The 23,083-nt window shown below is 47.4% G+C and carries 19 protein-coding genes and 1 pseudogene; 6 read left to right on the top strand and 14 right to left on the bottom strand.

All coding sequences use genetic code 11. From position 1 onward, the window contains the following. Positions 1-26 precede the first annotated feature (26 nt). The 7 genes and pseudogenes from JWH17_RS24510 to JWH17_RS01470 all read right to left on the bottom strand — a co-directional run bounded on the left by JWH17_RS24510 (position 27) and on the right by JWH17_RS01470 (position 8,617). A pseudogene (locus JWH17_RS24510) lies at positions 27-1,084 on the bottom strand (TRAP transporter substrate-binding protein). 573 nt (positions 1,085-1,657) lie between these two features. Beyond that, entirely contained in the window at positions 1,658-2,902 is a 1,245-nt protein-coding gene (locus JWH17_RS01495) for a (Fe-S)-binding protein (RefSeq protein WP_205220779.1), read from the bottom strand. Between the two features lie 9 nt (positions 2,903-2,911). After that, complete coding sequence (locus JWH17_RS01490) at positions 2,912-4,288, bottom strand: FAD-binding oxidoreductase (RefSeq protein ID WP_232370812.1); 1,377 nt, start codon at positions 4,286-4,288, stop codon at positions 2,912-2,914. Positions 4,289-4,923: 635 nt separating this feature from the next. Then, positions 4,924-5,289 carry a NifB/NifX family molybdenum-iron cluster-binding protein gene (locus JWH17_RS01485; RefSeq protein WP_205220778.1) on the bottom strand — a complete coding sequence of 122 codons (366 nt, stop codon included), beginning with the start codon at positions 5,287-5,289 and terminating at the stop codon, positions 4,924-4,926. Positions 5,290-5,353: 64 nt separating this feature from the next. After that, entirely contained in the window at positions 5,354-6,760 is a 1,407-nt protein-coding gene (locus JWH17_RS01480) for a sigma-54 interaction domain-containing protein (RefSeq protein WP_205220777.1), read from the bottom strand. Positions 6,761-6,862: 102 nt separating this feature from the next. Beyond that, complete coding sequence (locus tag JWH17_RS01475; protein WP_205220776.1) at positions 6,863-7,309, bottom strand: response regulator; 447 nt, start codon at positions 7,307-7,309, stop codon at positions 6,863-6,865. Positions 7,310-7,315: 6 nt separating this feature from the next. Further along, on the bottom strand, positions 7,316-8,617 hold the full coding sequence (locus JWH17_RS01470; RefSeq protein WP_205220775.1) for a response regulator: 1,302 nt from the start codon (positions 8,615-8,617) through the stop codon (positions 7,316-7,318). Positions 8,618-9,175: 558 nt separating this feature from the next. Here JWH17_RS01470 and JWH17_RS01465 point away from each other — a divergent pair. From JWH17_RS01465 to nhaD, 3 genes are all read left to right on the top strand, one after another. After that, positions 9,176-9,700, top strand: coding sequence for a CBS domain-containing protein (locus JWH17_RS01465; protein WP_205220774.1), 525 nt, complete (start codon positions 9,176-9,178; stop codon positions 9,698-9,700). Between the two features lie 42 nt (positions 9,701-9,742). Beyond that, positions 9,743-11,236: an SLC13 family permease gene (locus tag JWH17_RS01460; protein ID WP_205220773.1), complete on the top strand. Its 1,494-nt coding sequence runs from the start codon at positions 9,743-9,745 to the stop codon at positions 11,234-11,236. A gap of 71 nt (positions 11,237-11,307) precedes the next feature. Further along, on the top strand, positions 11,308-12,744 hold the full coding sequence (gene nhaD, locus JWH17_RS01455) for a sodium:proton antiporter NhaD (protein WP_232370811.1): 1,437 nt from the start codon (positions 11,308-11,310) through the stop codon (positions 12,742-12,744). Between the two features lie 295 nt (positions 12,745-13,039). On the opposite strand, the gene JWH17_RS01450 is transcribed toward nhaD, so the two are convergent. From JWH17_RS01450 to hisD, 7 genes are all read right to left on the bottom strand, one after another. Continuing rightward, a complete protein-coding gene (locus tag JWH17_RS01450) occupies positions 13,040-14,287 on the bottom strand; it encodes a hypothetical protein (protein WP_205220772.1) in 1,248 nt (415 codons plus the stop codon). 11 nt (positions 14,288-14,298) lie between these two features. After that, positions 14,299-15,099, bottom strand: a complete 801-nt coding sequence (locus tag JWH17_RS01445; RefSeq protein ID WP_205220771.1) for an ABC transporter permease — start codon at positions 15,097-15,099, stop codon at positions 14,299-14,301. Then, the gene (locus JWH17_RS01440; RefSeq protein ID WP_205220770.1) at positions 15,096-16,043 is read right to left on the bottom strand and encodes an ABC transporter permease; all 948 of its coding nucleotides are present in this window, start codon (positions 16,041-16,043) and stop codon (positions 15,096-15,098) included. The genes JWH17_RS01445 and JWH17_RS01440 overlap by 4 nt, the downstream gene beginning before the upstream one ends. Before the next feature lie 136 nt (positions 16,044-16,179). Next, on the bottom strand, positions 16,180-17,283 hold the full coding sequence (locus tag JWH17_RS01435; protein WP_205220769.1) for an ABC transporter substrate-binding protein: 1,104 nt from the start codon (positions 17,281-17,283) through the stop codon (positions 16,180-16,182). A gap of 25 nt (positions 17,284-17,308) precedes the next feature. Beyond that, a complete protein-coding gene (locus JWH17_RS01430; RefSeq protein ID WP_232370810.1) occupies positions 17,309-18,442 on the bottom strand; it encodes an ABC transporter ATP-binding protein in 1,134 nt (377 codons plus the stop codon). A 12-nt stretch (positions 18,443-18,454) separates the two neighbouring features. Then, positions 18,455-19,246 (bottom strand): SDR family NAD(P)-dependent oxidoreductase, encoded by a 792-nt coding sequence (locus JWH17_RS01425; protein ID WP_205220767.1) that lies wholly within the window; start codon positions 19,244-19,246, stop codon positions 18,455-18,457. 5 nt (positions 19,247-19,251) lie between these two features. Continuing rightward, a complete protein-coding gene (gene hisD, locus JWH17_RS01420; protein WP_205220766.1) occupies positions 19,252-20,583 on the bottom strand; it encodes a histidinol dehydrogenase in 1,332 nt (443 codons plus the stop codon). 920 nt (positions 20,584-21,503) lie between these two features. Between hisD and nifH the strand changes: the two genes are divergently transcribed. The 3 genes from nifH to JWH17_RS01405 are packed head-to-tail and all read left to right on the top strand — an operon-like array spanning position 21,504 to position 23,083. Then, complete coding sequence (gene nifH, locus JWH17_RS01415; RefSeq protein ID WP_205220765.1) at positions 21,504-22,331, top strand: nitrogenase iron protein; 828 nt, start codon at positions 21,504-21,506, stop codon at positions 22,329-22,331. Positions 22,332-22,358: 27 nt separating this feature from the next. Further along, positions 22,359-22,712, top strand: coding sequence for a P-II family nitrogen regulator (locus tag JWH17_RS01410; RefSeq protein WP_205220764.1), 354 nt, complete (start codon positions 22,359-22,361; stop codon positions 22,710-22,712). Continuing rightward, positions 22,709-23,083, top strand: coding sequence for a P-II family nitrogen regulator (locus JWH17_RS01405; RefSeq protein ID WP_205220763.1), 375 nt, complete (start codon positions 22,709-22,711; stop codon positions 23,081-23,083). Before JWH17_RS01410 ends, JWH17_RS01405 begins: the two co-directional genes overlap by 4 nt.

Here is a 23,083-nt window from a genome sequence, read left to right as displayed (position 1 = left end):
GATCGCTTAGCGTACCCGATTAGTAGTTACTTGGCGGTGGGGGGTTCTGGGCGGGGCAAAAAGCCCACTGAGGCCCACTGTTTATAGTCAGCGCGGAATTGCTGAATATCCTTCCATACCTTATTGAACATCTCGTCTTTGGCGGCTTCCTCGGCAGCCACTTCCAGCCATGCGTTTTCAAACGCAGTCAGCATTTCGTCAGACCAATACATTGTTTTGACGCCGTGCTTTTCGCTATTTTCGCGAAGCACTTTGCCCTGCATGCCGTCGCTCAGGGCCAATGAGTACAGGGTCGCGGCCATGCAGGTAGTTTCAATCAATGTCTTTTGCTGGTCATCCAGCTGATTCCATACGTCCTTGTTGATCAGCAGTTCCTGCACGGTGGAGGGCTGGTGCCATCCGGGAAAATAGTTGTATTTAGCAACCTTGTGGAAGCCCAAAGGAACATCGCACACCGGCTGGGAAAATTCCGTGGCATCAATCAACCCTTTTTCCAGGGCCTGGAAGATCTCACCTGCAGGCAGCATGGTGACGGCCACCCCTAATTTTGTCACGACTTTGCCGCCAATGCCAGCGCGATGCGCATTTTGATGCCTTTAAGGTCCTCAGGAGAGTTAATAGGTTTGGTGAACCAGCCCGAGGTCTCCGCGCTGATGATTCCGGCAGGCAGCACTTTAACATTGTAACCGTAGTGGTCATACATCTCCTGATACAACTTCAGACCATTTCCATAGTAGTACCAGGCAATGTATTCAGCGGGTTCCGGGCCAAAGGGAAAGGAGCTGAACAGTACACTTGCTGGATTTTTGCCCGCATAATAGAACGCGGCTGTGTAACCGGCGTTGGTTTTACCGCTGCTCACTGTGTCCAGTACTTCCAGCGGGGGAACCAGTTTGCCGGGTTCATACAGGCGCATTTTAATGGTGCCCTGGCTGGTGCTGTTGATCCGGTCGGCGATAAAGCCGATGATGTCATCACCCAGCACCGGCACGCTGAAAGGCACCGAACAGGGCACCTTAAGCAAGACTTTTTTAGCCAGAGCCGGACCGGCCCCGCCCATTAAGAAGGCAAATGCCAGGGCCATGATCAGCCCCGTGTCCATAAGCCTGCTGAACGTTTTTGGTGTTACCCTTTTGAATTTCACCTGATTCATCCTCCTTAGCTCCTTTCACCAGTGTTGTTTGTTAAATTTGATGCCATTCTTATTTCATGCGGCGGCATAGCGGCATCTCTTAATTTGGCCGGCACTACAATCAAAATATGTAATTACTCACGGGAGTTTAACTGGGCGTAATTGATATCCTCCAAACCGTAACTGTTTTCATGTCCCACAGATTTGGCCAGGCGTGATTCTTCGTTATCGTTGGCCCATGCGGGGAATCAAGCTTGACTGAAGAGGTAAGCGACCAGCGGAAGACTCCGTGGAGTGCCTGTTAACAGTTACAGAAATATTACTAAACTGAAATGGGTTATTATCCGTATTTTGTACCCGTGTCAACTCATGCGGTTAAATTCTCGTAACTGATCACAGGGTTTGCAGCTCCTTGGTTTTTCATGCCACAGGCAGGTAACTGGTCACAGGTGGCCCAGATTTGAACTAGCACGATTGGCAGCAGGTAAGCGACCGAAGAGAGACTCCGTGGGTTCCTGTGAGCAGTTACAAATTCTCATCTACCAGCTGTATGGGATGAACCATTTTCAAAGGATCATCTGGTTTCAGATGCAGCCTGAGATGCAAATGACATCCGGGACATCCCGTGGCCCAAAGCCGGGCACCGGTTTCTTTTGCATGTTGTATCTTTTTGGCGGCAATCTTTCCGGCAATATCAGGGTGTTCATAGGCAAAGGACCCGCCACCACCGCAACAGGAATCCGCATCTACGGACGGGCGGAAATCAATGCTCGGCAGTTTTGCAATCAGCTTTTCAACCTTGTTTTGAACCCCCTGAGCGTTTCTCAGGTGGCATGGATTGTGGTAGGTGACAGGTTGAGCTGTTGCATTCGCATTCAAATGAGGCGCTAGCAACTCAAAATGGTCGGCAATAAATTCGGAGGCATCAAATACTTTTTTGGATAAGGACACCGCCTCTTCTGCAGGGCGCCCTGTAGATTTGAGCAGAGCCCCATACCCATGTCGCAGTGCGGAACCACAGGTGGCGCAATCCGTTAAAACAGCCAGCGCATCGTCCTGATTGAACAGCTTGATATTTTTTTCGATATTGGAGGCGGCTTTGTCGGTCTCGCCATGGATAAATATCGGCAAAGCACAGCAGACCTGGTCTTTGGGGATCACCACATCATACCCCATTATTGTTAATACCCGGACGATGCTTTTTCCGGTATCCTCGAATATATGATTGGTGGCACAACCGGTGAAATACAGAACCGTCCCCTGGTAAGCCCCCACATGTGTATTGGTCTCGGGCATCTGATCCAGGAAAGGACGAGCATTGAGTTTTGGCACCTGCTTAAGATTGTAATCGCCAATATCCACATCACGAAACAGTCCCTTCAGCACTTTGTTGCGGCCAAATCTTGCGACACCGGCGGCAAATTTAAGTTTTTTTTGATCGCTGAGCAGATGATAAATGATGCGTAGCGGCCACGTGGTTCCAAGCTCTGAGGACAAAGCACTTCGAAGTTTCATAAAGAGAAGGTCATGCGCAAGGGAACTCGGGCAACCTGCAGTGCAGGTGCCGCACATCAGGCATTTTGAGAACACCTCATTGAGCGGATCAGACAAGCTCAGTTTGTCTTCCGTCACAAAACGGCTGAGCTGCACCTTGGATCGTGGACTCACGGTTTCATCCAAGGTCGTCTGGTAAACCGGACATTTTTCAAGGCAAATACCGCATCTTGCACACTCCTGGGCCTCGGTCCTGTCGCATTGATGAAGATTCATTTACCCCTTTTATACAAACTTGCCAGGATTTAATATATTGTCCGGATCAACGGATTTTTTGACCGTACGCAGGAACTCAATGGTATCCAGGTTCATAGACATTGGAAGGAATGATTTTTTGGCAAGCCCGATCCCATGTTCTCCGGAAAGGCACCCTCCCATTTCCAGGGCCAGTTCAAAAATTTTTTCAATTGCCTTTTCCACCCGCTGCCATTCTTCCTTGTTGTTGATGTCGGTGGAAATCGTAGGATGCAGATTCCCATCACCGGCGTGGCCGACAATACTGATCTTCAAATCAAACTCTTCTGCAATTTTTCTGCACCCCCGGATCATGGCAGGGACTTTGCTGACCGGAACCGTGGCATCTTCAACAATCGTGGTCGGGGATAACCGGCTTAAAAGCCCGTATACCGTACGTCTTCCCTTCCAGAGTTCATCGGCCTGTTCTTTGCTGTGTGCAATCACGATGTTGCCTGCGCCATTGTTTTTGGCAATGTGACCGATTTCATGAATTTCTTTTTCAACCTGTTCTTCGGGCCCGTCCACATCCACCAGTAAGATGCCTTCTGCATCCCGCGGCAGACCTATGTTCATGTGATTTTCAATGAGATTGATCACCTCATTATCCATCAACTCCATGGCTGCCGGCAAAATTCCCTGACGGATCACCTGGGAAACGGTTTTTGCCGTGTCATTCAAGTTATTGTAAACCACCATGGCGGTTCTGACCGCTTTGGGTGCGGGCACGATTTTCAAGGTAGCCTCGGTAACAATGCCAAGGGTTCCTTCGGAACCGCAAAAAAGCCCGGCAGGCCGGTATCCTGTGACATCCTTGACATTAGGGCTACCCATCCGGATCACTTTACCGGATGCCAGAACCACCTCAAGCCCCAGGATATAATCGACAGTTACCCCGTACTTCAGACACCTGGGTCCCCCTGCATTTTCCGCGATGTTCCCGCCGATGGTTGAGATCATGAAGCTGCTTGGATCCGGAGGGAAAAAATACCCATGGCTCGAAAGCGCTTTTTGCAGGTCCCCGTTTATAACCCCCGGCTGCACCACGACATAACGGTCTTCAGGTGCGATATTTACAATCCGGTTCATCTGTGTCAGGCAGAGCACTATCCCCTTTTCAGCCGGAATGGAACCGCCGCTGAGGTTCGTACCGGCCCCTCGGGCCGTGACCGGAACTTTCTCTTCACTTGCCACTTGCATGATTGCTGAAACTTCTTCGGTTGTTTTTGGAAAAACAACGGCCCATGCACTGGCTTCTTCAATATATGCGTCGTATGAGTGGGCAGATATGGCGACCGGATCATCTTTAAAACGATCTGCGCCAACGATTTCAATTAAGGCTGCTTTTATTTGTGAGGACAGCATCATACACTCTTTTTCATCCTAACCCGAATTTCTCATGAACATTCTGCTCTCTTTAAATCGCATTGATTTTCACTGTATCGTTTTGAAAAAAATAGGTAACTGTTCAGCAGCACCCCACGGAGTCTGCGCTTACCTCTCTCCACGATCTGCCCTCCCAGCATGCCAATGTATCGAGTTCGGGGCTTACCTGCTAATCGGTCAGCTTGTGAACATTTTGAGCACTGCTGAGCAGTTGCAGGTCGGGGGAAATTGTCAGCTTTTAGTTCTCCACTGAACAGTTACTAAAATATTTTTTCAAAAATGACAAAGTGTTCATGAGAAATTCGAGTTAGAAGCTGACTTCTCCATAAAGAGAAAAAAGTCTTATTTATATTTAGTGTGTTACAAGCACATGCCATTGAACATCGGGGCATGCTGCATATACACGATCAACGGATGGAAAGGGTCCCATTGTTTGAACTGAATTTGAGTATGAGTAAGAAGGGAAATGGTAATGTAATACTATTCAATACATCCCGGCGACAGATCCTGAGTGGAGGCGAGTTGCCCTGGTTGTTTGTAACTTCTCTTTTTCAGCCGGAGATCAAAAAAAAACTTTAAAGGCATTGGGGCTCAGCTTGGGAAATACAGTTTCGCGCTTATTGGGTTTTATAAGAGGATGTTTCTTTCTTGTCTGGGTAAAACACCGCACCTTGCTGCAGTGTACCATTAAGTGTTTTTTCAAGGACGGTCTGCCAGTCGCCGATAATGCCATCGAGCACATTTATTTTTTTCCAGACCAGAAAGTTGTAATGTAACTCTTCAATGCCATTGCAAACCATAGCCGTAATGTGTTCTTCAATAATCATATGGCATAGCTCTTCATCCGATGGGCGTTCCATGATTATAGTCTTAGGTTCTCCGAGCAGTGAACCATCTTCATATCTGGCAATGAGAACCTCGGTTGCCAGATCGAACCTGGGTGCGACAAAATCGCCTTGAATGGGAATCATTAATTTATGCACACTAGAAACCTCGGTTCATATTAATCAATGGTAAATTGATAGAGTCGTCATGTAGCGCTCGAAATTAGGCCAGTAGGCCGTATTTTTTCATCTTTCGCCACAGCTTCATCCGAGTCCATCGGAGATGGGATGCTACCTTCTTTCTGCTGCCACCATACTCTTTTAGGGTATCAATGATCATCTGGCGCTCAATATCGTTCCAGCTCTCCTGTTTTTGTTCAGACAAAACCATTGAAGGGCTGGGTTGCGCCGTTGTATCCTGCTGTGGTTGCTCGTAAAAATTCTCATCGTCACTGATGTGAGATTCAGCGGGAGCCTCCGGGATTGGTTCAAAGATATAACCCGGCAGATGTTCCAGGCCAACTTTCTTCTCTTTGCACATGTTTACGGCATACTCAACAATATTACTCATCTCCCTGACATTCCCTGGGTAGCTGTAACTGAGTAGCGAATCCATGGCCTCAGAAGTAAAGCCAACTATATTACTCCTCAGGGCAGCTGTAAATTTTTCCAGGAAATGGTCAGCAAGGTAACGGATGTCGACCTCTCTTTCGCGCAGGGGCGGCAGGTGTACGTAGAGCACATTCAAGCGATAAAAGAGGTCCTCTCTAAATTTTTTCTTTTTCACCTGCTCCTGAAGTGAGCGATGGGTTGCTGCGATAATTCGTACGTCTACACTGATACTCTGCTCTCCGCCAATAGGGAAAAATTGTCTATCGTCCAGCACGGAAAGTAGTTTTACCTGTAACGGTAGAGGCATGTCACCGATCTCTGTCAAAAAGAGCGTGCCCCGGTCAGCCAGTTTAAACATCCCCGCCTTGTTGCGTGTTGCTCCGGTAAAAGCCCCTTTTGTATGACCAAATAGCTCAGACTCGAGAAGGCCTAGAGGAAGGGCGCCACAGTTAATTTTAATGAAGGGAAATCTGGATCTGGGTGAATGGTTGTGGATTATTTCTGCAATTTTATCTTTACCTGTACCAGTCTCACCCGTAATTAGCGCAGATGCATCGGTTTGTGAGATAAGTGGTATTTTATCGAAAACCTGCTGCATCTTGGGGCTGTAACCAATTATTTCATTCAAGGAAAAAATTTTGTTGGTCGGGTCTTTTTTAACCTCATCAAGCTGGACCAATTCTGTGACAACAAACAAGCCTCTCCTGTTATTTTTTCTGTTTGCAAGAGGCGAAATATAACAATGCACAGGGATCTTGCGTCGATAGCAGTTGAGAATATCCCCTTCCGAAGCTACCGGTTCCCCCGTTTCCAGCACTGCTTTGAAAAGGCGATCCCTATTGTTGCCCACATTGCTGCGCAACACCAGCTCACCATGAATGCCCCGCACCTCATCTATAACGTGGCCACTCATTGCCTCCATGAGTCGGTTCATGTCAACGATTCTGAGCATATCGTCAAGAACCATGGCTGGAGATGGTACTCCTTCAAGCAGGGATTTTATGTCTGGAGTAAACATTGTACCTCTTGCATTTACTGCCGGTTCGTCAAAAAAAGTCCGGTTTTACTTGTCCATATGCTGTTCATGGAACAAGCTCCTGCAACCGGCGGATCGATTACTTTACCAACCCTTACTTTTAAGAATTTTTTCAATTTCCTCCTTGGATTTTTCTTGTAGGATAACAACCCGTTTATTATGGGCTGTTTCAATCTTGTTCAGCAGGTCAGCTATATCGACCGGTTTTTCCAGCAGGTCCTCTGCCCCTATTTTCATAGCCTTGACACTGTTTTCAACAGAGGCATGGCCGGTAAGTATGATAATCTCTGCATCAGGGTGCTTAGCTTTAATTTGCTGTAATGTCTCCAGGCCGTCCATGCCTGGCATGGCAAGGTCCAATATTATGGCGTCAAAGGAGTGCTCATTAGCCATATGGATTGCGTCCTCGCCACAGTTGACGGCCATTACCTTAAGATTGCGAGCCTCAAGCCGCTTGGAGAGGGCATCGGTAAAATCCTCCTCGTCATCCACCAGAAGTACTTTCGCGTGAAATTTTTTATCCACTTTCATCTCCTTTTATAGCCTATTTTTTGGGGTACCGTTTTTGTCGACAGCCGCAGCGGCTTTTTCACCGGCAGCCTTTATTGTGGCAGACAGCTCTTCGATGTCTACAGGTTTATTTATGTAGGCAAATGCACCTAGCTCCATACACTGCTGCATGTCGTCCATGGTGCCATGGCCTGTGAGAATGATTATTTCAACCTCCGGAGCAAGCTCTTTTGTCCGGCGCAGTACCTCAACCCCATTAAGACCGGGCATTTTAAGGTCAAGCACCATAATATCTGGTTGGTCCTCGTTGACCACTTCAAGTGCAGCCTCGCCGTCGAACACACAATAGGTTCCAACATCACGGCTGATTAGTCGCTCGGATACTGTCTTTACAAATTCTTTTTCATCATCAACAAAGAGCACCTTGGACGGCAGTTCGAACTTTTGCCGTCGGTAAATAGAATTTTTCGCACTGGGGCTTTTCTTGACGGTGACCTTACCCACACCTTCCACTTGACGAGCCAGCTGAGAAAGCTCCTCTTCAAGTTTTCTAAAATTAAAAACATCTTCCTGAATGGTCAGAGTTGCATCTCCTTTTACGACAAGTATATCAACTTTATGGCCTTTTTCGAGGAGATTGTGTTCAATTTTTGTCTCCGTCAGCATGTCGCTGACTGCTTGCTGCGACGCATAGGTGCGTAATACAGAAGTTGTGTGAAAACACTTTATAATTGCATCCACCAGCTCTACTTCAGTTTTCCGACCTACAGGAGTTACACTGTCGTGCACGTTGATTGCTTTATCTGATTCTTTTCCAGTGTTTTGCTCGACAGGGATGACCAGGTCGTACAGGGAGGTTTCATAGGCCTCCTTATTAAAGAGAAAATCTGTCCAGCTATAGGCCGATTTATCAAATTCTTTTCTGGATTTTTGTGCCTGTTTTTCGCTCATTCCACTAGCAACGGCGTAAAAAATACGATCCGTTTGGGAAGCGACAATCAAAACTTTAAGAACGTGATTGATGCTGGAGGGGATGAGTGAAGTAAGAAACCCTTCAAATAGATACTGATCTGTACTGTCGAGTCTCTGGTGCAATGTTTGCTTGAACATATTGATCAGTTTCTCTCTTTCTAGTGTAAACTTGTTAAACACTGAAGTCTTGCCGAACATTGCGTTTCTTAGTTTGTCTTCGCTGACGCCGGATGTGGCGGCAGTGTCTGTTATCAGGTTCTCGTCAGTATATATTTTCAGGGTAAGCCTGCTGGCTAGTTCATTGGCAATGTTTTCAGCAGGAGTGTGGCGACATGGGAATATGGCGATTGATGACATGACCTACCTCTTTGAAATTCCTTGAGCATATTAACTGATTGATAATGGGTTGATACAGCATCCTTTCCAGCTTAAAAGCACTAACCGTGCCATATCTGTCCTGTGTGGTAAAAGTAAGCAATATCAATTTGTTAAGCTATTCTTGTGAGTGATGGGTAAGTTCAGGGGGGATGAAATGTTGCGCTGTGTAACGATAAGTAACATTAAGTAACATTTTGTTCTAAAGCTTGAAGAGTAGTTTTGTTCATTGAGTCAATAATTTCATATTATTAAGTATATAGAAGAGTAAGCGTCCTGGCGTGACTAGACGTATTTTGTGAAGAGTTAACCCGTTGAGCAACGTAATGTAACAAAAAGTAACAGTATCGTTTGTTGGAGGGCTGATATTTGCAAGTGAAAAAGATTTAGTGGTGAGTCTATATAGTTAATATAAAAGCGTAAAAGCTTAAAAAATCCGGAATGGAATGCGTTTTGCTTCATGCAGGTTGATACTTTGTACAGAACGCTGAGCCTGATGGTGAGCAGATTATAAAGAGCAATGTAACCTACGGAGAAGTCATGCATAGTAAAAACCTCAATGTCCAAAAAATCATGATCCCAGTAGACGAGTACCCCAGCATTCGAGAGGACGAGCCTATTGGCAATGCTGTGGCCCTTATACTGGCTCATAGCTCCTCAGACAACCGGCACCTTCACTACAAAGAGCTACTGGTAATTGACAGTGATGATCAGTTGGTCGGTATGCTCGATGTTGCCAGTATACTGAGAAGTTTTTTTCCCTCGATCCTGGGCAATTCCACGAAGCAGGTTTTCGTCGGTAAAAAACAATCCCATACTGACCTGTCGATCCTGCTCGAAGATCATTTTCGTGTGGAGTGCAAAAGGCAAACAGCAGTAGCGGTCCGACAGTATATGCACAAACCACACCGATCCATTGATGCCTCCATGCATATACTGCATGCTCTTGAGATAATAATAAAGGACCAGGAAAGAACCTTACCCGTTACTGAAAACGGGATTCTGCTTGGTGCGGTCAGGGTGACTGACATCTTCCGGGCACTTGGCAGCTACTGCACCATGTGATTTGGATTAACAATATTATGATAGCGTAAAAAAGGTATTAATATGAGCGAGATAACTGTAACGGAAGCACGGGAAGTAAGTGGTCCGATTGACTACAAACGATTCTTTTTAATGTTTTTGGGGATTTTGTTTTTTTCAATAATTTACTGGTCGCCTCCATGGCCTGACGCCATTGACCCCTTGGGTGCCAATTTTGAGCTGAGTAGAGAGGCTAAAGGGGCACTGGCAATATTTGCTTTGGCTGCCACCTGGTGGGTCTTTGAGGTAGTGCCCATTGGTGTAACGAGTATCTTTATCGGCACTTTGCAGGCTCTCTTCCTGATTCGCTCACCAAGTGTCGCGTTTAAAGACTTTATGGACCCTTCAGTGCTGTTCATTTTTGGCTCCATAGTCATAGGGATGGTCTTTACCAAAACCGGCCTCACCAAGAGACTTGCCTACAAAATGTTGTCCATAGTAGGCGAGCGCACCAGCATGATATACCTGGGCTGTTTTGTTATGACTGCTGCTCTTGCTCATCTTATGGCCCATACAGCTGTCGCAGCAACCATGTTTCCTCTTTTGATGGCAATACACGCTCTGTATGCAGACAGCGATGAGCCGACACGTTTTGGGAAAGGGCTTTTTATTGGGATGGCATATGTAGCCGGAGCTGGAAGTATCGTCACCCTTCTGGGAGCAGCCAGGGGGGCGGTGGCTTTAGGGTTTTATAAGGACATCATGAATGTTGATGTCAGCTTTTTTGAATTGTCGATGTATATGTTCCCCATAGGCTGGATCATGGTTTTTCTGCTGTGGGGCTTTTTTATGATTTTTTTCAAGCCGGAAAAAGCTGTAATCGAAGGCCTCAAGGAACGTTCAAAAATAATGTATGCGGAATTGGGAGCCTGGAGTCGTAAGGAAATCCTGACAGTAACCATCGTGCTTGCGACAATTATACTTATCGCTCTCAAGAACTTCATCCCTGCACTCTCCTCTCTTGACAAAACCGGGATCATGCTCTGCTCGACCGTGGCATTTTTCATGCTAAATATCCTCGACATAGATGATCTGGAAGAGATCCCGTGGAACATTATCCTGCTGTTTGCCGGTGCCATGTCAATTGGCTTCTGTCTCTGGGAGACCGGTGCAGCCAAGTGGCTGGCCGTAAATTGGCTGAAGCTGTTCACTGATGCACCAGCAATGCTTTTTATCTTGGGGATGGCCTTTTTTGTAATGATGATGACCAATTTCATCATGAACGTAGCTGCCATTGCTATTTCCCTGCCGGTTGCATTAGTTATTGCACCCTACCTCGGTGTGGCAGGCGAAGTAATCCTGTTTTCTTCACTGGTTGTAGCAGGAATGCCTTTTCTTTTTCTGGTGGGTGCTGCGCCCAACGCCATTGCTTATAACTCGAAACAATTTACCACTGGTGAGTTTGCCATGTATGGTATTCCAGCGTCAATCCTTTTGATGCTTGTAACCTGGCTCGCCGTGGCGGTTATCTGGCCTATGATGGGTATGGAAACGATCATCCCGGCTGTTAGCGGGTAAATACAATATATCAGCTTAAACCAAGCCGGCGCCAGCCGGCTTATTTTACATGTAACCAAGAGGAGTAGAACATGCACAAAAAGTACCTTTTCAGCCTGTCGGCATTTATGTTGACGTTACTCATCACTCTGGGGCTGGCTTCAGCGGCCTCCTCTCCAGGTGGATCTCAGGAAATACTATCACTCACAAGCCACTGGGTTGGTTATATCGGGATAGTAGTTTTTGTTGTTGCCTATGCTTTTGTCATGATGGAAGAAGTAACCCATATGAGAAAATCAAAACCGGTAATGTTGGCAGCCGGTATCATATGGGGAATGATCGGCCTGATATACGCTATGAATGGTATTACTGGAGTGGCGGAGGTCGCCATCAGGCATAACATACTTGAATATGCCGAACTGTTCCTGTTCCTTCTGGTTGCAATGACCTTTATTAACGCCATGGAAGAACGGCTGGTATTTGAGACTCTGCGTGTAAAGCTTGTCAATGCAGGCTTCGGCTTTCGCAAACTGTTCTGGATTACAGGTCTACTTGCATTTTTTATCTCACCGATTGCAGACAACCTCACGACAGCCCTTCTGATGTGTGCGGTTGTTATGGCAATCGGTAAAGAGAATAATAAATTCATCCTCCTGGCCTGTATCAATATAGTTGTTGCAGCCAATGCAGGAGGTGCTTTCAGCCCCTTCGGAGACATAACCACCCTGATGGTTTGGCAAAAAGGTATAGTTCAATTCCAGGAATTTCTGGTTCTGTTCATCCCTTCCGTCGTGAACTGGCTTGTTCCTGCAGCGATAATGCACTTTGCTGTCCCCAACCTTCAGCCGGAAGCGAGCACCGAGCAAATTGAGCTCAAACGAGGCGCACTCATCATTATCGGACTCTTTCTTTGGACCATTGCTACAGCGGTGAGTTTTCATAATTTCCTGCACCTGCCACCTATGGTTGGTATGATGGCAGGATTATCGCTTCTCAAAATATTCGGCTACTATCTCAACAAAACGCATAAGCAAAATGCTGCGACCTATGATCCTCAAAAAGCCGAAGAGCGTATTGGCCAGATAGTACCGTTCGATGTTTTTACCAAAGTTGCCCGCGCAGAGTGGGACACCTTGCTCTTTTTCTACGGTATAATACTGTGCGTTGGAGGCCTCGGCTTTATGGGGTACCTGGGACTTGTCTCACAGTTTATGTACCTTGATCTCGGGCCAACTACAGCTAATATCCTGGTTGGAGTTCTTTCAGCCATAGTCGATAATATTCCTGTAATGTTTGCAGTGTTAACTATGATGCCTGATATGTCTCACGGCCAGTGGCTACTCGTTACCTTAACCGCAGGAGTCGGCGGTTCTATGCTGTCCATAGGTTCCGCTGCAGGCGTTGCCCTGATGGGGCAGGCTCGAGGGAAATACACCTTCTTTGGGCACCTTAAATGGGCACCGGCAATTGCCTTGGGATATGCGGCGAGTATCTGGGTCCATTTTCTGGTAAACGGCAAATTGATGTAATTTCGGGAGATCGGGACGTTGTTTCCAGCATTGCCCGGAAAAAAGGTTTGGTCTTTTTTCCGGGCAAGTGGAACTGAAGAAAAAGCTGTTGTGCTTTAAAAATCCAAATCCCGGCCGATGAGCATCCTAATAGAATACATCTCGGTGAGCGGGAGTGGTTTATCCAACGCCGTTCCCAAAAGGTGAGAGAGGAACCGAGGCGTAAGTTTATGCCGTCAACCGGCATGATCATCCGGTACTTTGCACCCCTTCTACGCACTGTTCGCGTAGGCAAAAGCTTCTTTTTGCATACCATTTAAAAAAGATTTGCCTTTACACCCGGTGGAACTCCGCGCCGACTGGGATTCGGCAGTAAAACTTCGCGTAACGCACTGCCGAAATGGCTGAACAGTTGTCCCCAGCCAGCCTCCGGGCTTAGTTTTTCCTTACAATGGATTATGATCGAACAACCCAGCCCCCAGGAAAATCCATCAAAAAAATCATCCAGGTCCTCCGAATATAACCCGCCAAAAACCGTGTGTCCTAGAATGAAGTCTCTGTACAGCAGACTTTTGTCTGTCGTAAAGGGAACAAACAGGCAAGATTTTCGGCCTTCCACGCTGATGCCAACAGAAAGAGCTTGCTGCCGGATGTCGGATGGAACCTGCAAAGAAGAGCCCGCTCCGTTAATTCCCTGATCCATCATCCGTTGTACTAAGATTTCCCGCAGAACCCTGCCGAGCACCATGCCGGTATCTTCAAGCAGCACATGGCTTGAGCTCAACGCCTTGGCTGTGAATATAATACGGAGATGAAAGCCGCATTCTGTTGCAATACGTTTTAAGAGACTGTGTAGTCCATCAAGGGCGGCAGCATCGTAATGCTCAATGGGTGTGCCCAGGTAAGAAAAAGATGCTCCAGGTTGTGCATTGTAATCAATGGATACCAGTAATTTACTTTCTGCCGTTTCGCGCTCTATTTCAGCACCCTGGCATGAGCTCCAGTGTAGCTGCACCCCTTCATGTTTTTTAGCTTCATGGATGGTTGTGGAAAAAGCTACTTTTTCAGCAGGAACAACATAGAGCTTACTCAGCGCAGTGCCAAGCCCGCGAAAGATCCCTTCCCACGTATGATGCGGATCGTTGAGGCTGCCCACCAAAATCGTAATTCGGGCTCCAATACCTAGAGTAAGCCCTAGCAAGAGTTCTATGAGGGGTTGCCCAGAGGCAAGTTGCTCACAACGCAGGGAAAGGAAGTAGTCCAGGTCGATACCTTCCGCAGCATCCAGATTGAGTTCGGCCGTTTCAACGAGCTCTACTCCCACCTCAGCGCTTCCATCATCAATCATGCCTAGTGTCGCGGCTTCTCGCTGCAATGGAACAAATTTTTTTATTTCTGCTGCCAGTGCTCGTCCCAGCTCTTGCCAGTTTTTGTTGTCCCACTCCAGTTGAATGCTGCATCCCATACGCCATGCGATATGTTCAAGCATGTGGCTTATAAAATCATTGGCAGTGTTTATGTGTTTGCTGGTTACCTGGCCGACATGCAGCTCAATGTGATTCATGTTTTGCTAACCTATTTTGATTTCAGAAACAGTTCTAACCCCACCAGCTTGTCCAGCAGCAATACTGCGATAAAGGCGATGACGATATACACTACCGAAACTGCTGCCAGATCAGGGGTTATCACACTGCGGATAGAATTATAGATGGAAACCGGCAGGGTCACTGTTCGGGCGTCAGTCAGAAAAAGGCTGACCAAAAATTCATTGAAGGCCAGGATGAACATAAGCAGCGCACCGGTGATGACCCCCGGCATAACCCCGGGAAGGGTAACAGTGAAAAAAGCTTGAAGTGGAGGCGCGCCACAGTTTGCGGCCGCATTTTCCAGCTGATCGTCAAGCCCGTTTACGGCAGCGCTGACAGCCCAGATCATAAAGGGGAGGTTGATAATGCAAAGAGCTAATCCCACCGGCCACAGCTGACCTAGAATGCGTATTTCACCGAAAAAAATCATCATACCCAGGCCGGATGCAACCAACGGGATGGTAAATGGAAGCAGGAGATAGACCTGGATGGTGGTATGGAATCGAATTCGATACCTTGCCAGGCCAATGGCAGCTAACGTTCCAGCCGGTATACTTACCAGGGTACAAATTATCGAGACGTACAGGGTTCTCAAAAAGGCTGACTTGAAATCGTCCAGTAGCCAGAGCTTGCTGTACCATTTCAGCGAAAAACCCTCTGGCGGGAACTGAACAATATCGCCTGAAGTAAAAGACGCACCAATGATAATCAGAGTCGGCAGGCTTAGCAGCAGCAGGTCGAACCAGACAATTGTCCACAACACCACTCCCTTACTGCGAGAACCGATCATTGTTCCCTCCCGTTAAACCCAAGCGTACCGGTGCCGGCAAGAAAAAACAGGATGACAACAAAAGCCGTTCCCAGTGTAACGAGAATCATGGCCAGGGCAGACCCCAGGCCAGAGTTGGAAAGCTGAAAAAAACCATCATAAATGGCATTGGCAATAAAATCCGTGGTGCCGCCACCAAGTATTTCCGGCATGGCAAAGTCCGTCAGCGTGAGGGTGAATACCACCACGGATGACCCTACAAGTCCTGGTTTTGCCATGGGAAGGACCACGTGAAGAAATGTTCTCATCCAGTTTGCACCCAAGCTTTCAGAGGCCAGTTCCACATCGCGGCCAATGGCTGTAATGGCAGGTGCCAGCAGGAGTACTGCAAAAGGGAGCATGTATTGTACCAGACCGAGGATCACTGCTGGGTAGTTATAGATAAGATCCATAGCAGGTAAGCCAAGACCGGCGAATAAGGTGTTAATCAATCCTTCCTGGCCGAGGATAATCAACCAGCCGTAAGCACGGACAATCTGGCCGATGAAAAACGGTAAAAAGAGACTAATCAATAAAAATTTTTTCGTCGCCGCCTGCCTGGCCCGCACCATCAGATAGGCATAGGGAAATGCCAGCAGCAGGGTGAAAAATGTTACCAGTATCGATGCTCCGATCGATCGTAAAACCACGGACTGGTAGGTGGTGCTGGTTAGCGCCGCACTATAGTTGGTTAGGCTGAAAGTTTCTTTTAACCTGTACGTGGCAAGATCCAGTTCGTGCAGACTATAGCCGCCAATATACACCAGGCCCAGCACCAGGACAAACACAAGCAAAATTGCCGGTACCAGCAGCAGGTAGCCGCTATACCTGTGCATTGTTTTTGGCCAGAGTGCAGCTGCGTTGCGCTCGGCGATATCAAACAGATGCCACCTGCGGGGCAGCTTTGAAGAAGAATTTGAAGCCAAAGCAATACCTTTTAAAAAATGTAACTACTCACACAGGTTGTAACCTACTGTTTTCATTAACTCGTGAGCAGTTAATAAAAAATAAAACCCCGCTGCAACAGCATGCAGTGGGGCAAAAACAGTCAATCAGACCACATCAACCCTGGAAAATTTCATTAAATTTCGCAAACCATTTGGGTTGGTTTTCAACCAACACCTTGGACGGTACACGCACCAGTTTTGCAAAATCCTCAGGTTTGGTAGGGTAGGAAACATCTCCAGCCAAGTCGGCAGGAGGCTCGATTCCAGGGTAGACAGGAGGCAGGCCTAACAGTGAACACCATTTTTTCTGGGCTTCTTTGGTTAGTGCAAAGTTCACAAATTCCTTAGCCCAGTACTCCTCATTTGCAGGCAGACCTTTAGGTACCCATAAGCCGTCGGTATCCACTTTACAGCCTTCTTTGGGCACCGTCCATGCTACATCGATGCCGCTTTGCTTGGCTGCACGTGCATTTACGCTGATTGTGCAGGCAAGATCGATTTCACCTTTCTGAAACCAGGTGGTGAAATCCGCATCTTCGCCAAGTAATGGCTTGTTTGCCTTCAATTTTTTGTAAAATGCATACCCGGGCTCCATGTTACCTGGAATATCTTTTAAGCTCCCGCCGCCTGCAATAACGGCTATTGGGTTAAAGCCGATTCCGTCGTCGTACAGCGCGACTCTGCCTTTGAACTTTGGATCAAGCAGTACATTCCATGATTGAGGGGGACCATCAGGAAAGGCTTCCGGACGGTAAGCGCAAACATAGACATAGGCATAGGTGTTGACCAAAGGATATCCTTCCATTCCTACCGGTTTGGCGAGAGGGAGCAGCCCTTTCAGGTTGCTCAGATCACTTAGATCTACGGTGACACCGCGTAGAGCCGAAATAGTGGCGTTAGTGGTCGTATCCCAGTTGACGTGAATCGGTGGTATCCGGCCCTGATCAACCGCAGCCCATATTTTGGGTTTGATTTCATTGTCTTCTGTAAAGTCAAGGCGCACCTTTATGCCTGTTGCTTGAGTAAACCCATCAGCTACGCCGGTCTTGAGTGCTTCTCCCCAAGACCCGCCCCAGGCACGGACAATAATTTCCTTTGGTTTCTTTTGTTCGGCAAGGGCTATGGAAGGCCCCAGTGCAACACTACCGGCAACTACGGCTGATGTTTTTAAAAAGTCCCGCCTGTCCATCGTCAGGCTCTCCAATGGCTTGTTCTTCATGCAATTCCTCCTTGGGTTGAATTGTTCAAGGGTTTGAAACTCGATATTTTTGGCATGGGTACACCAACAGATCTCTCACTTTCCAGCTCACCACTACTCTATCCCCCTGTGCATGGGGCGTATGATGGCTAGGGTCATGATCAAATACGAACAGAGGAGCTGTGCCAAGCGCAGGACACGATATCTGGTAGACCATCCTGTCTCCTTCAAAAATCTGTTGTTCGACAACGCCATCAAGTATGTTATCCATACCCTCAGCCCCCTTAATATCCGTACTGATACGGACTTGTTCCGCGCGTATCGCTCCTTCAACGGTTTCACCAAATCGAAAACGTTCACTTGCCTGCCCCTGAAGAGTAGTATGAGTTGTACGAAAGGTAATCTTGCCTTCTCTGGCATCCTCTACTGTTCCTCTGATAAGGGAGGTGAGTCCGATAAACGAGGCAACGAATCGGTTGCTGGGTTGTCTGTACAGGGATACCGGATCGGCAATCTGCTGAATGGCGCCTTCAGACATGACGATAATCTCATCAGACATGACCAGAGCCTCCCGCTGATCATGGGTGACATTGATAGTGGTTACACCGAGTTGTTGTTGAATCCGTCTGAACTCAAGCTGCATTTCTTCACGCAGCTTTTTATCCAGTGCCGACAGAGGTTCGTCAAGCAGCAATAAATCCGGATTGAATGACAGGGCTCGGGCGATGGCAACTCGCTGTTGCTGCCCGCCTGATAATTGCTGAATTCTTCTCTCTCCCATACCAGACAAACGAACAATGTCAAGATAACGTTCAACAAGCCCGGGAATATCCTGAGGGGAAAATCGCCTCATCTTTAGAGGATAGGCAATATTTTCTCCTGCTGTCATATGGGGGAAAAGAGCAAGGTTCTGAAACACCATGCCTATGGAGCGTTTATACGGCGGAACAGCCTGAACAGGCTGCCCGTTTATACGAATATTGCCTGTTGTTGGTGATTCAAAGCCGGCGATCATCCTCAGCAGGGTGGTTTTACCACAACCGCTGGGGCCGAGGATGGTCAGAACCGATCCCTGGGAGAGGGAAAAGTTTGCATTGTCTACAGCGGTAACCTTGCCAAACCGTTTGCTTACGTTGCTTAGTTCGACAAGAGGAGAGGTTTGCGTCACGGGTTTTATCATCAATGAATATAATTATATAGAGGCAAGATAACCACCATCAATGGTCAGCATCTGCCCTGTTATGTATTCTGCGGCAGGGCTTGCAAAAAAGACCACCGCACCAATGAGGTCTTCGACTCGACCAAATCTTCCCGCAGGAATTTTAGCAAGCATAGCCTCTGCCCATTCATTGTCTTGAAAAAAGACATCGGTCATTGCCGTTCTGAAATATCCAGGAGCAATGCCGTTAACGCGGATGCCTTTAGGTGCCCATTCCGAAGACAGAGCCCGGGTCATGCCAAGTAATCCGCTTTTGGAGCTGGTATATGGTACTGCCGTGGGGATACCAACGCTGGAAGCGAGCGAGCAGACATTCACAATACTCCCACTACCGCTTTCAAGCATAACCTTGGCTGCAGCCTGTGCCATGAAAAAAGCACCTTTGAGATTGGTATCAAGAATGGTATCCCAGGTTGACGGGGTGACTTGCAGGGAATCTTGTACCCGCTCAAAGCCGGCATTATTAACCAGGATATCAAGGCCACCTATCTTGCTGCAGCAGGTTTCAACTGCGTCCGGCAGCGCCTCAACATCCGTCACATCTAAACAGAGGACTGTGGGGCGAGCATGTTCAGCACTGATCTCCGCTGCAACAGCGGAGAGGAGTTGTGTGCTTCTGCCGGTAAGAACAACCTCTGCCCCGGCCTGGGCAAGTCCAATCGCAAGTGCTCTGCCTATTCCCCTTGAAGCGCCGGTTATCAGGGCTTTCTTCCCTGAAAGGTCAAATTTTGGAGCTATAATGGGGGGAGCTTGATCGCTGTTCATTGTGTTTACCCTTTTTGTTGCTGGAGTGTATCCCGCAGCTCGGAAACCGCAAGCGCATGACCGTCAAATCCCTCATAGACGGCAAGTGCATGAGTATGCTTGGCTAAGGTAGTGTATGCGTTTGAAGTGACGTAGCCGATACCGGTAGCCTTAAGGTAATCATATACTCCGAGGGGAGAGTGAAGTTTAGCTGCCCCGGAAGTGGGCAGCACTGCATTGGGACCCAGCACATAATTGCCAAGGGAAATAGGGGTATGCTCGCCGAGTAGAATTTCGCCGGCATTGGTTATGGAGCCAAGGTGAGCAAAGGGTTCGCGGCTATGGATCATCAGGTGCTCTGGGGCGTAATCATTAATGAAATCGATACAACTCCGGATGTCTTCAGCAATGATAATGCCACCACGCTCCCCACTCAGCACGGTTTTGGAAAAGGATCTCCTGGTCTCACCCAGTTGCTCCCAGTACCCAGGAATTGCCTGCAGTGCGGCTTGGGCCACCTGCTCACTATTGGTAATGAGATACGCTGAAGAGTCCGGACCGTGTTCAGACTCAATGATCAGGTCCAGAGCAGCCAGGGCCCCATCCGCTGAACTGTCTGCAAAAACTATTGATTCGCTGGGGCCTGCTGGTGTACCGGGATCGATGACATCAGCAAGCAATTGTTTGGCAGCTACAACCCAGGGGCTCCCCGGGCCAACGATTTTATCGACTTTGGGGACCGTTTCAGTGCCATAAGCAACTGCAGCTACTGCCTGGGCGCCGCCGCATTTATACACTTCGCTTACCCCAACCTCTTGGGCAGCAAAAAGAGTTGCATCGTCAACCCGACCATCAGGGCCTGCTGGGGTGAGTACACACACCTTCGGCACACCAGCAACAACAGCAGGAACAGCCGTCATCATCAATACACTGGGAAACGATCCCTTACCCCTGGGAACGTAGCAGGCAACAGAAGGGATTGGCGCATATTTTTCACCACAGAACACTCCCGGTCGCATTTCTTCCATCCGCATTCGTTCCGGCATCTGCTGTTGATGGAAAATGCGGATACTCTCCGTGGCAAAACGAATTGCTTCCACCAGTTCTGCGGGAACTGCAGCTTCAGCACGAGCAAATTCTTCCTCTGTAACCTTGATGGTGCCCGGTTCAATTGCCGCCTTGTCAAAATCACGGCCAAAGCGAACCAGTGCAGCGTCGCCTTCCTCTTGTACTGCCTTGATGATTGTTTGTGCAGTATTCAGATAGTGCCCGAGGTCGCTTTCTGTGCGCAGAAGGAGTTTTTGACGCGCATCAGCAGAAAGGTTTTGTAATGTGAGCAGTCGAATTTCTTCCACCATTGTTTTCTCCTAGATTTTTGGGGAAATATTCAAAGCCTAGAAGCGGATCCAAACGGTACTACGAGTAACTGCGTATGTGACCAATGTAATGGAGATATGTTCCAGACATGCAATGTGATTTGGAGCTGCAGCTTGGGTTAGTTTTGCTGCAAACTATTCTCGTTCGGCAAATTGTCGAACAACCTATCTCTTTTTTCCGGCTCTTCCAAGCTTTTTTAAAATTCTGTTCATAACAAATGTGTTTCAGATACAACAACCTGTCCGGTTGTCCCTCCAGGGAGGAAAGTCGAGTAGGTTCAGTGGGTAACAATCTACTGTGAACTAGGCAAAATATCTGGATATCTATTATATACCCCCTCCCTGGCAGGGTAGTCTGCCTGGAAGAGATGTAGTGGACAGTGACTACCGAATTTTTCCATGCGGGTATTTTAAAGTCAACGGTGTCGTGTAAAAGTAGTTTGTATTGCCCACTCGTTCAGGTCAACGTTCTTTTTTGCTTCTTTCATTCCGATTTTCTCTCCCTAAAGGTTTTTCCTAAACTTGATCACTTTTTTTTCTCTAGAATAAAATTCCCGCAGCCCCCGGCACCACATGGAACATGTAATGGCTCCAAATCTATAATGACCATGGACGTAACTCTTTAAAATTGGTTGTTACCAGTGTTGCATTACTGTCTTATTTTTTACAATTTTGTACGTTAATTCCAAAATGGTGAAAAGTCTTGTACAAAGTTGTTTGTTTTAGAGAGGGTTTATTTTTTTGTTAAGTAATTGAAATTAAGGTTTTATTTTTAATTTTGATTTTTGGCACAGGCCTTGCGATAGAAAAGCAAACACGAAAACAAAAGCACACTGCAGAAAGGTACTACTGCAGAACAGGTAATGTCAGCAATTATCATATCAACAACGTAGGAGAACAAAATGAGAAAGGTAGCAATCTACGGAAAAGGCGGTATCGGCAAATCTACAACAACACAGAATACCGTAGCTGGTCTGGCAGAAATGGGACGCAAAGTAATGGTAGTCGGTTGTGACCCCAAGGCTGATTCAACACGATTACTTTTAGGTGGTTTGGCCCAGAAATCAGTACTGGATACCTTGAGAGAAGAAGGTGAAGATGTTGAACTGGATGATATCCGTAAGCTTGGATACGGCGACACCTGGTGTGTTGAGTCTGGTGGACCTGAGCCGGGGGTAGGGTGTGCCGGTCGTGGAATTATCACCTCTATTAATATGCTTGAGTCCCTTGGTGCATACGAAGAGTCTGAAGGTCTGGATTTTGCTTTTTATGATGTACTTGGCGATGTTGTTTGCGGTGGGTTTGCAATGCCAATCAGGGACGGCAAGGCAGAGGAAATCTATATTGTCTGTTCGGGCGAGATGATGGCTATGTATGCTGCCAACAATATATGCAAAGGGATTGGGAAGTATGCGCAGTCAGGTTCTGTCCGTCTCGGCGGCCTTATCTGTAACTCCAGAACCGTTGACAATGAAAAAGAAATGATTGAAGAGTTGGCCAAAAAACTCGGCACCCAGATGATCTATTTTGTGCCTCGCGACAACGATGTTCAGCGAGCAGAGATCAACCGGAAAACTGTTATTGAATGGAATGGTGAATGTACGCAAGCAGGTGAATATCGTGGGCTTGCCAAGGCAATCGATGAAAATACAAATTTTGTAATACCAACACCGCTGGAGATTGAAGAACTCGAACAGTTGTTACTCGATTTTGGTTTGTTGGAAGCTTAATAAAATTGATATTACAGGAGAAAAGCAATGATGATCATGATTAGAGCAATTGTTCGTCCGGAGAAATCTGATGAGGTGCTTGCAGCACTTATGGACGCAGGCTTTCCAGCTGTGACAAAGTATTCTGTTGCAGGGCGCGGAAAGCAACGGGGGATTAAGATTGGTGAAGTCACCTACGATGAAATCCCAAAAACTATGCTGATCAGTGTTGTGCCGGAAGCTGATAAGGAATTCGTCATTGATACGATTATGGATACTGCCAGATCGAGCAAAAAAGGTGCTTTTGGTGACGGTAAGATATTTGTATCGGAAGTTGAAGAAGTATACACCATCAGTTCCGGCGTTAAAGAGGGGGCCTCTGCCGAGGAGGTGGCCGCATGAAAGAAATAATCGCTATTGTTCGCATGAATATGATGAACAAAACTAAGACTGCACTGACTGATGCCGGTGTTGATGCCTTCTTTGCCCATGAAGTACAGGGCAGGGGGGTTGGGTTTGTCAATCGCAAGCTGATGGATGGCGTTGAAGAAGGGTATGAAGAGGCTGCAGCGCTGCTGGGAGAGAAGGGAAACCTGTATCCCAAGAGAATGGTAACTGTCGTTGTTGAGGACGATAAGGTTGATGATATCGTGGAAGCAATCATAACCATTAACAAGACAGGTAAAGCGGGTGACGGTAAAATATTTATCCTCCCCATGGCAGATGCTGCCAGAGTTCGGACGAACGAACGCGGCGCAAAGTCGATTCAGTAA

It is taken from the genome of Desulfogranum marinum (assembly GCF_016918565.1).
Lineage (GTDB): Bacteria > Desulfobacterota > Desulfobulbia > Desulfobulbales > Desulfobulbaceae > Desulfogranum > Desulfogranum marinum.
The sequence above is the reverse complement of the archived record's forward strand: the minus strand, read 5'-3'. Positions and strand labels throughout refer to the sequence as shown.

Excerpts from the sequence above, each read along its gene's own strand:
- JWH17_RS01470 (WP_205220775.1), bottom strand. The coding sequence starts at position 8,617 with ATGTCATCAATCGCCATATTCCCATGTCGCCACACTCCTGCTGAAAAC.
- nhaD (WP_232370811.1), top strand. The coding sequence starts at position 11,308 with ATGCACAAAAAGTACCTTTTCAGCCTGTCGGCATTTATGTTGACGTTA.
- JWH17_RS01480 (WP_205220777.1), bottom strand. The coding sequence starts at position 6,760 with ATGTTTACTCCAGACATAAAATCCCTGCTTGAAGGAGTACCATCTCCA.
- JWH17_RS01465 (WP_205220774.1), top strand. The coding sequence starts at position 9,176 with ATGCATAGTAAAAACCTCAATGTCCAAAAAATCATGATCCCAGTAGAC.
- JWH17_RS01460 (WP_205220773.1), top strand. The coding sequence starts at position 9,743 with ATGAGCGAGATAACTGTAACGGAAGCACGGGAAGTAAGTGGTCCGATT.
- JWH17_RS01425 (WP_205220767.1), bottom strand. The coding sequence starts at position 19,246 with ATGAACAGCGATCAAGCTCCCCCCATTATAGCTCCAAAATTTGACCTT.
- JWH17_RS01490 (WP_232370812.1), bottom strand. The coding sequence starts at position 4,288 with ATGATGCTGTCCTCACAAATAAAAGCAGCCTTAATTGAAATCGTTGGC.
- JWH17_RS01450 (WP_205220772.1), bottom strand. The coding sequence starts at position 14,287 with ATGAATCACATTGAGCTGCATGTCGGCCAGGTAACCAGCAAACACATA.
- JWH17_RS01405 (WP_205220763.1), top strand. The coding sequence starts at position 22,709 with ATGAAAGAAATAATCGCTATTGTTCGCATGAATATGATGAACAAAACT.
- JWH17_RS01410 (WP_205220764.1), top strand. The coding sequence starts at position 22,359 with ATGATGATCATGATTAGAGCAATTGTTCGTCCGGAGAAATCTGATGAG.
- hisD (WP_205220766.1), bottom strand. The coding sequence starts at position 20,583 with ATGGTGGAAGAAATTCGACTGCTCACATTACAAAACCTTTCTGCTGAT.
- JWH17_RS01475 (WP_205220776.1), bottom strand. The coding sequence starts at position 7,309 with ATGAAAGTGGATAAAAAATTTCACGCGAAAGTACTTCTGGTGGATGAC.
- JWH17_RS01445 (WP_205220771.1), bottom strand. The coding sequence starts at position 15,099 with ATGATCGGTTCTCGCAGTAAGGGAGTGGTGTTGTGGACAATTGTCTGG.
- JWH17_RS01495 (WP_205220779.1), bottom strand. The coding sequence starts at position 2,902 with ATGAATCTTCATCAATGCGACAGGACCGAGGCCCAGGAGTGTGCAAGA.
- nifH (WP_205220765.1), top strand. The coding sequence starts at position 21,504 with ATGAGAAAGGTAGCAATCTACGGAAAAGGCGGTATCGGCAAATCTACA.
- JWH17_RS01430 (WP_232370810.1), bottom strand. The coding sequence starts at position 18,442 with ATGATAAAACCCGTGACGCAAACCTCTCCTCTTGTCGAACTAAGCAAC.
- JWH17_RS01435 (WP_205220769.1), bottom strand. The coding sequence starts at position 17,283 with ATGAAGAACAAGCCATTGGAGAGCCTGACGATGGACAGGCGGGACTTT.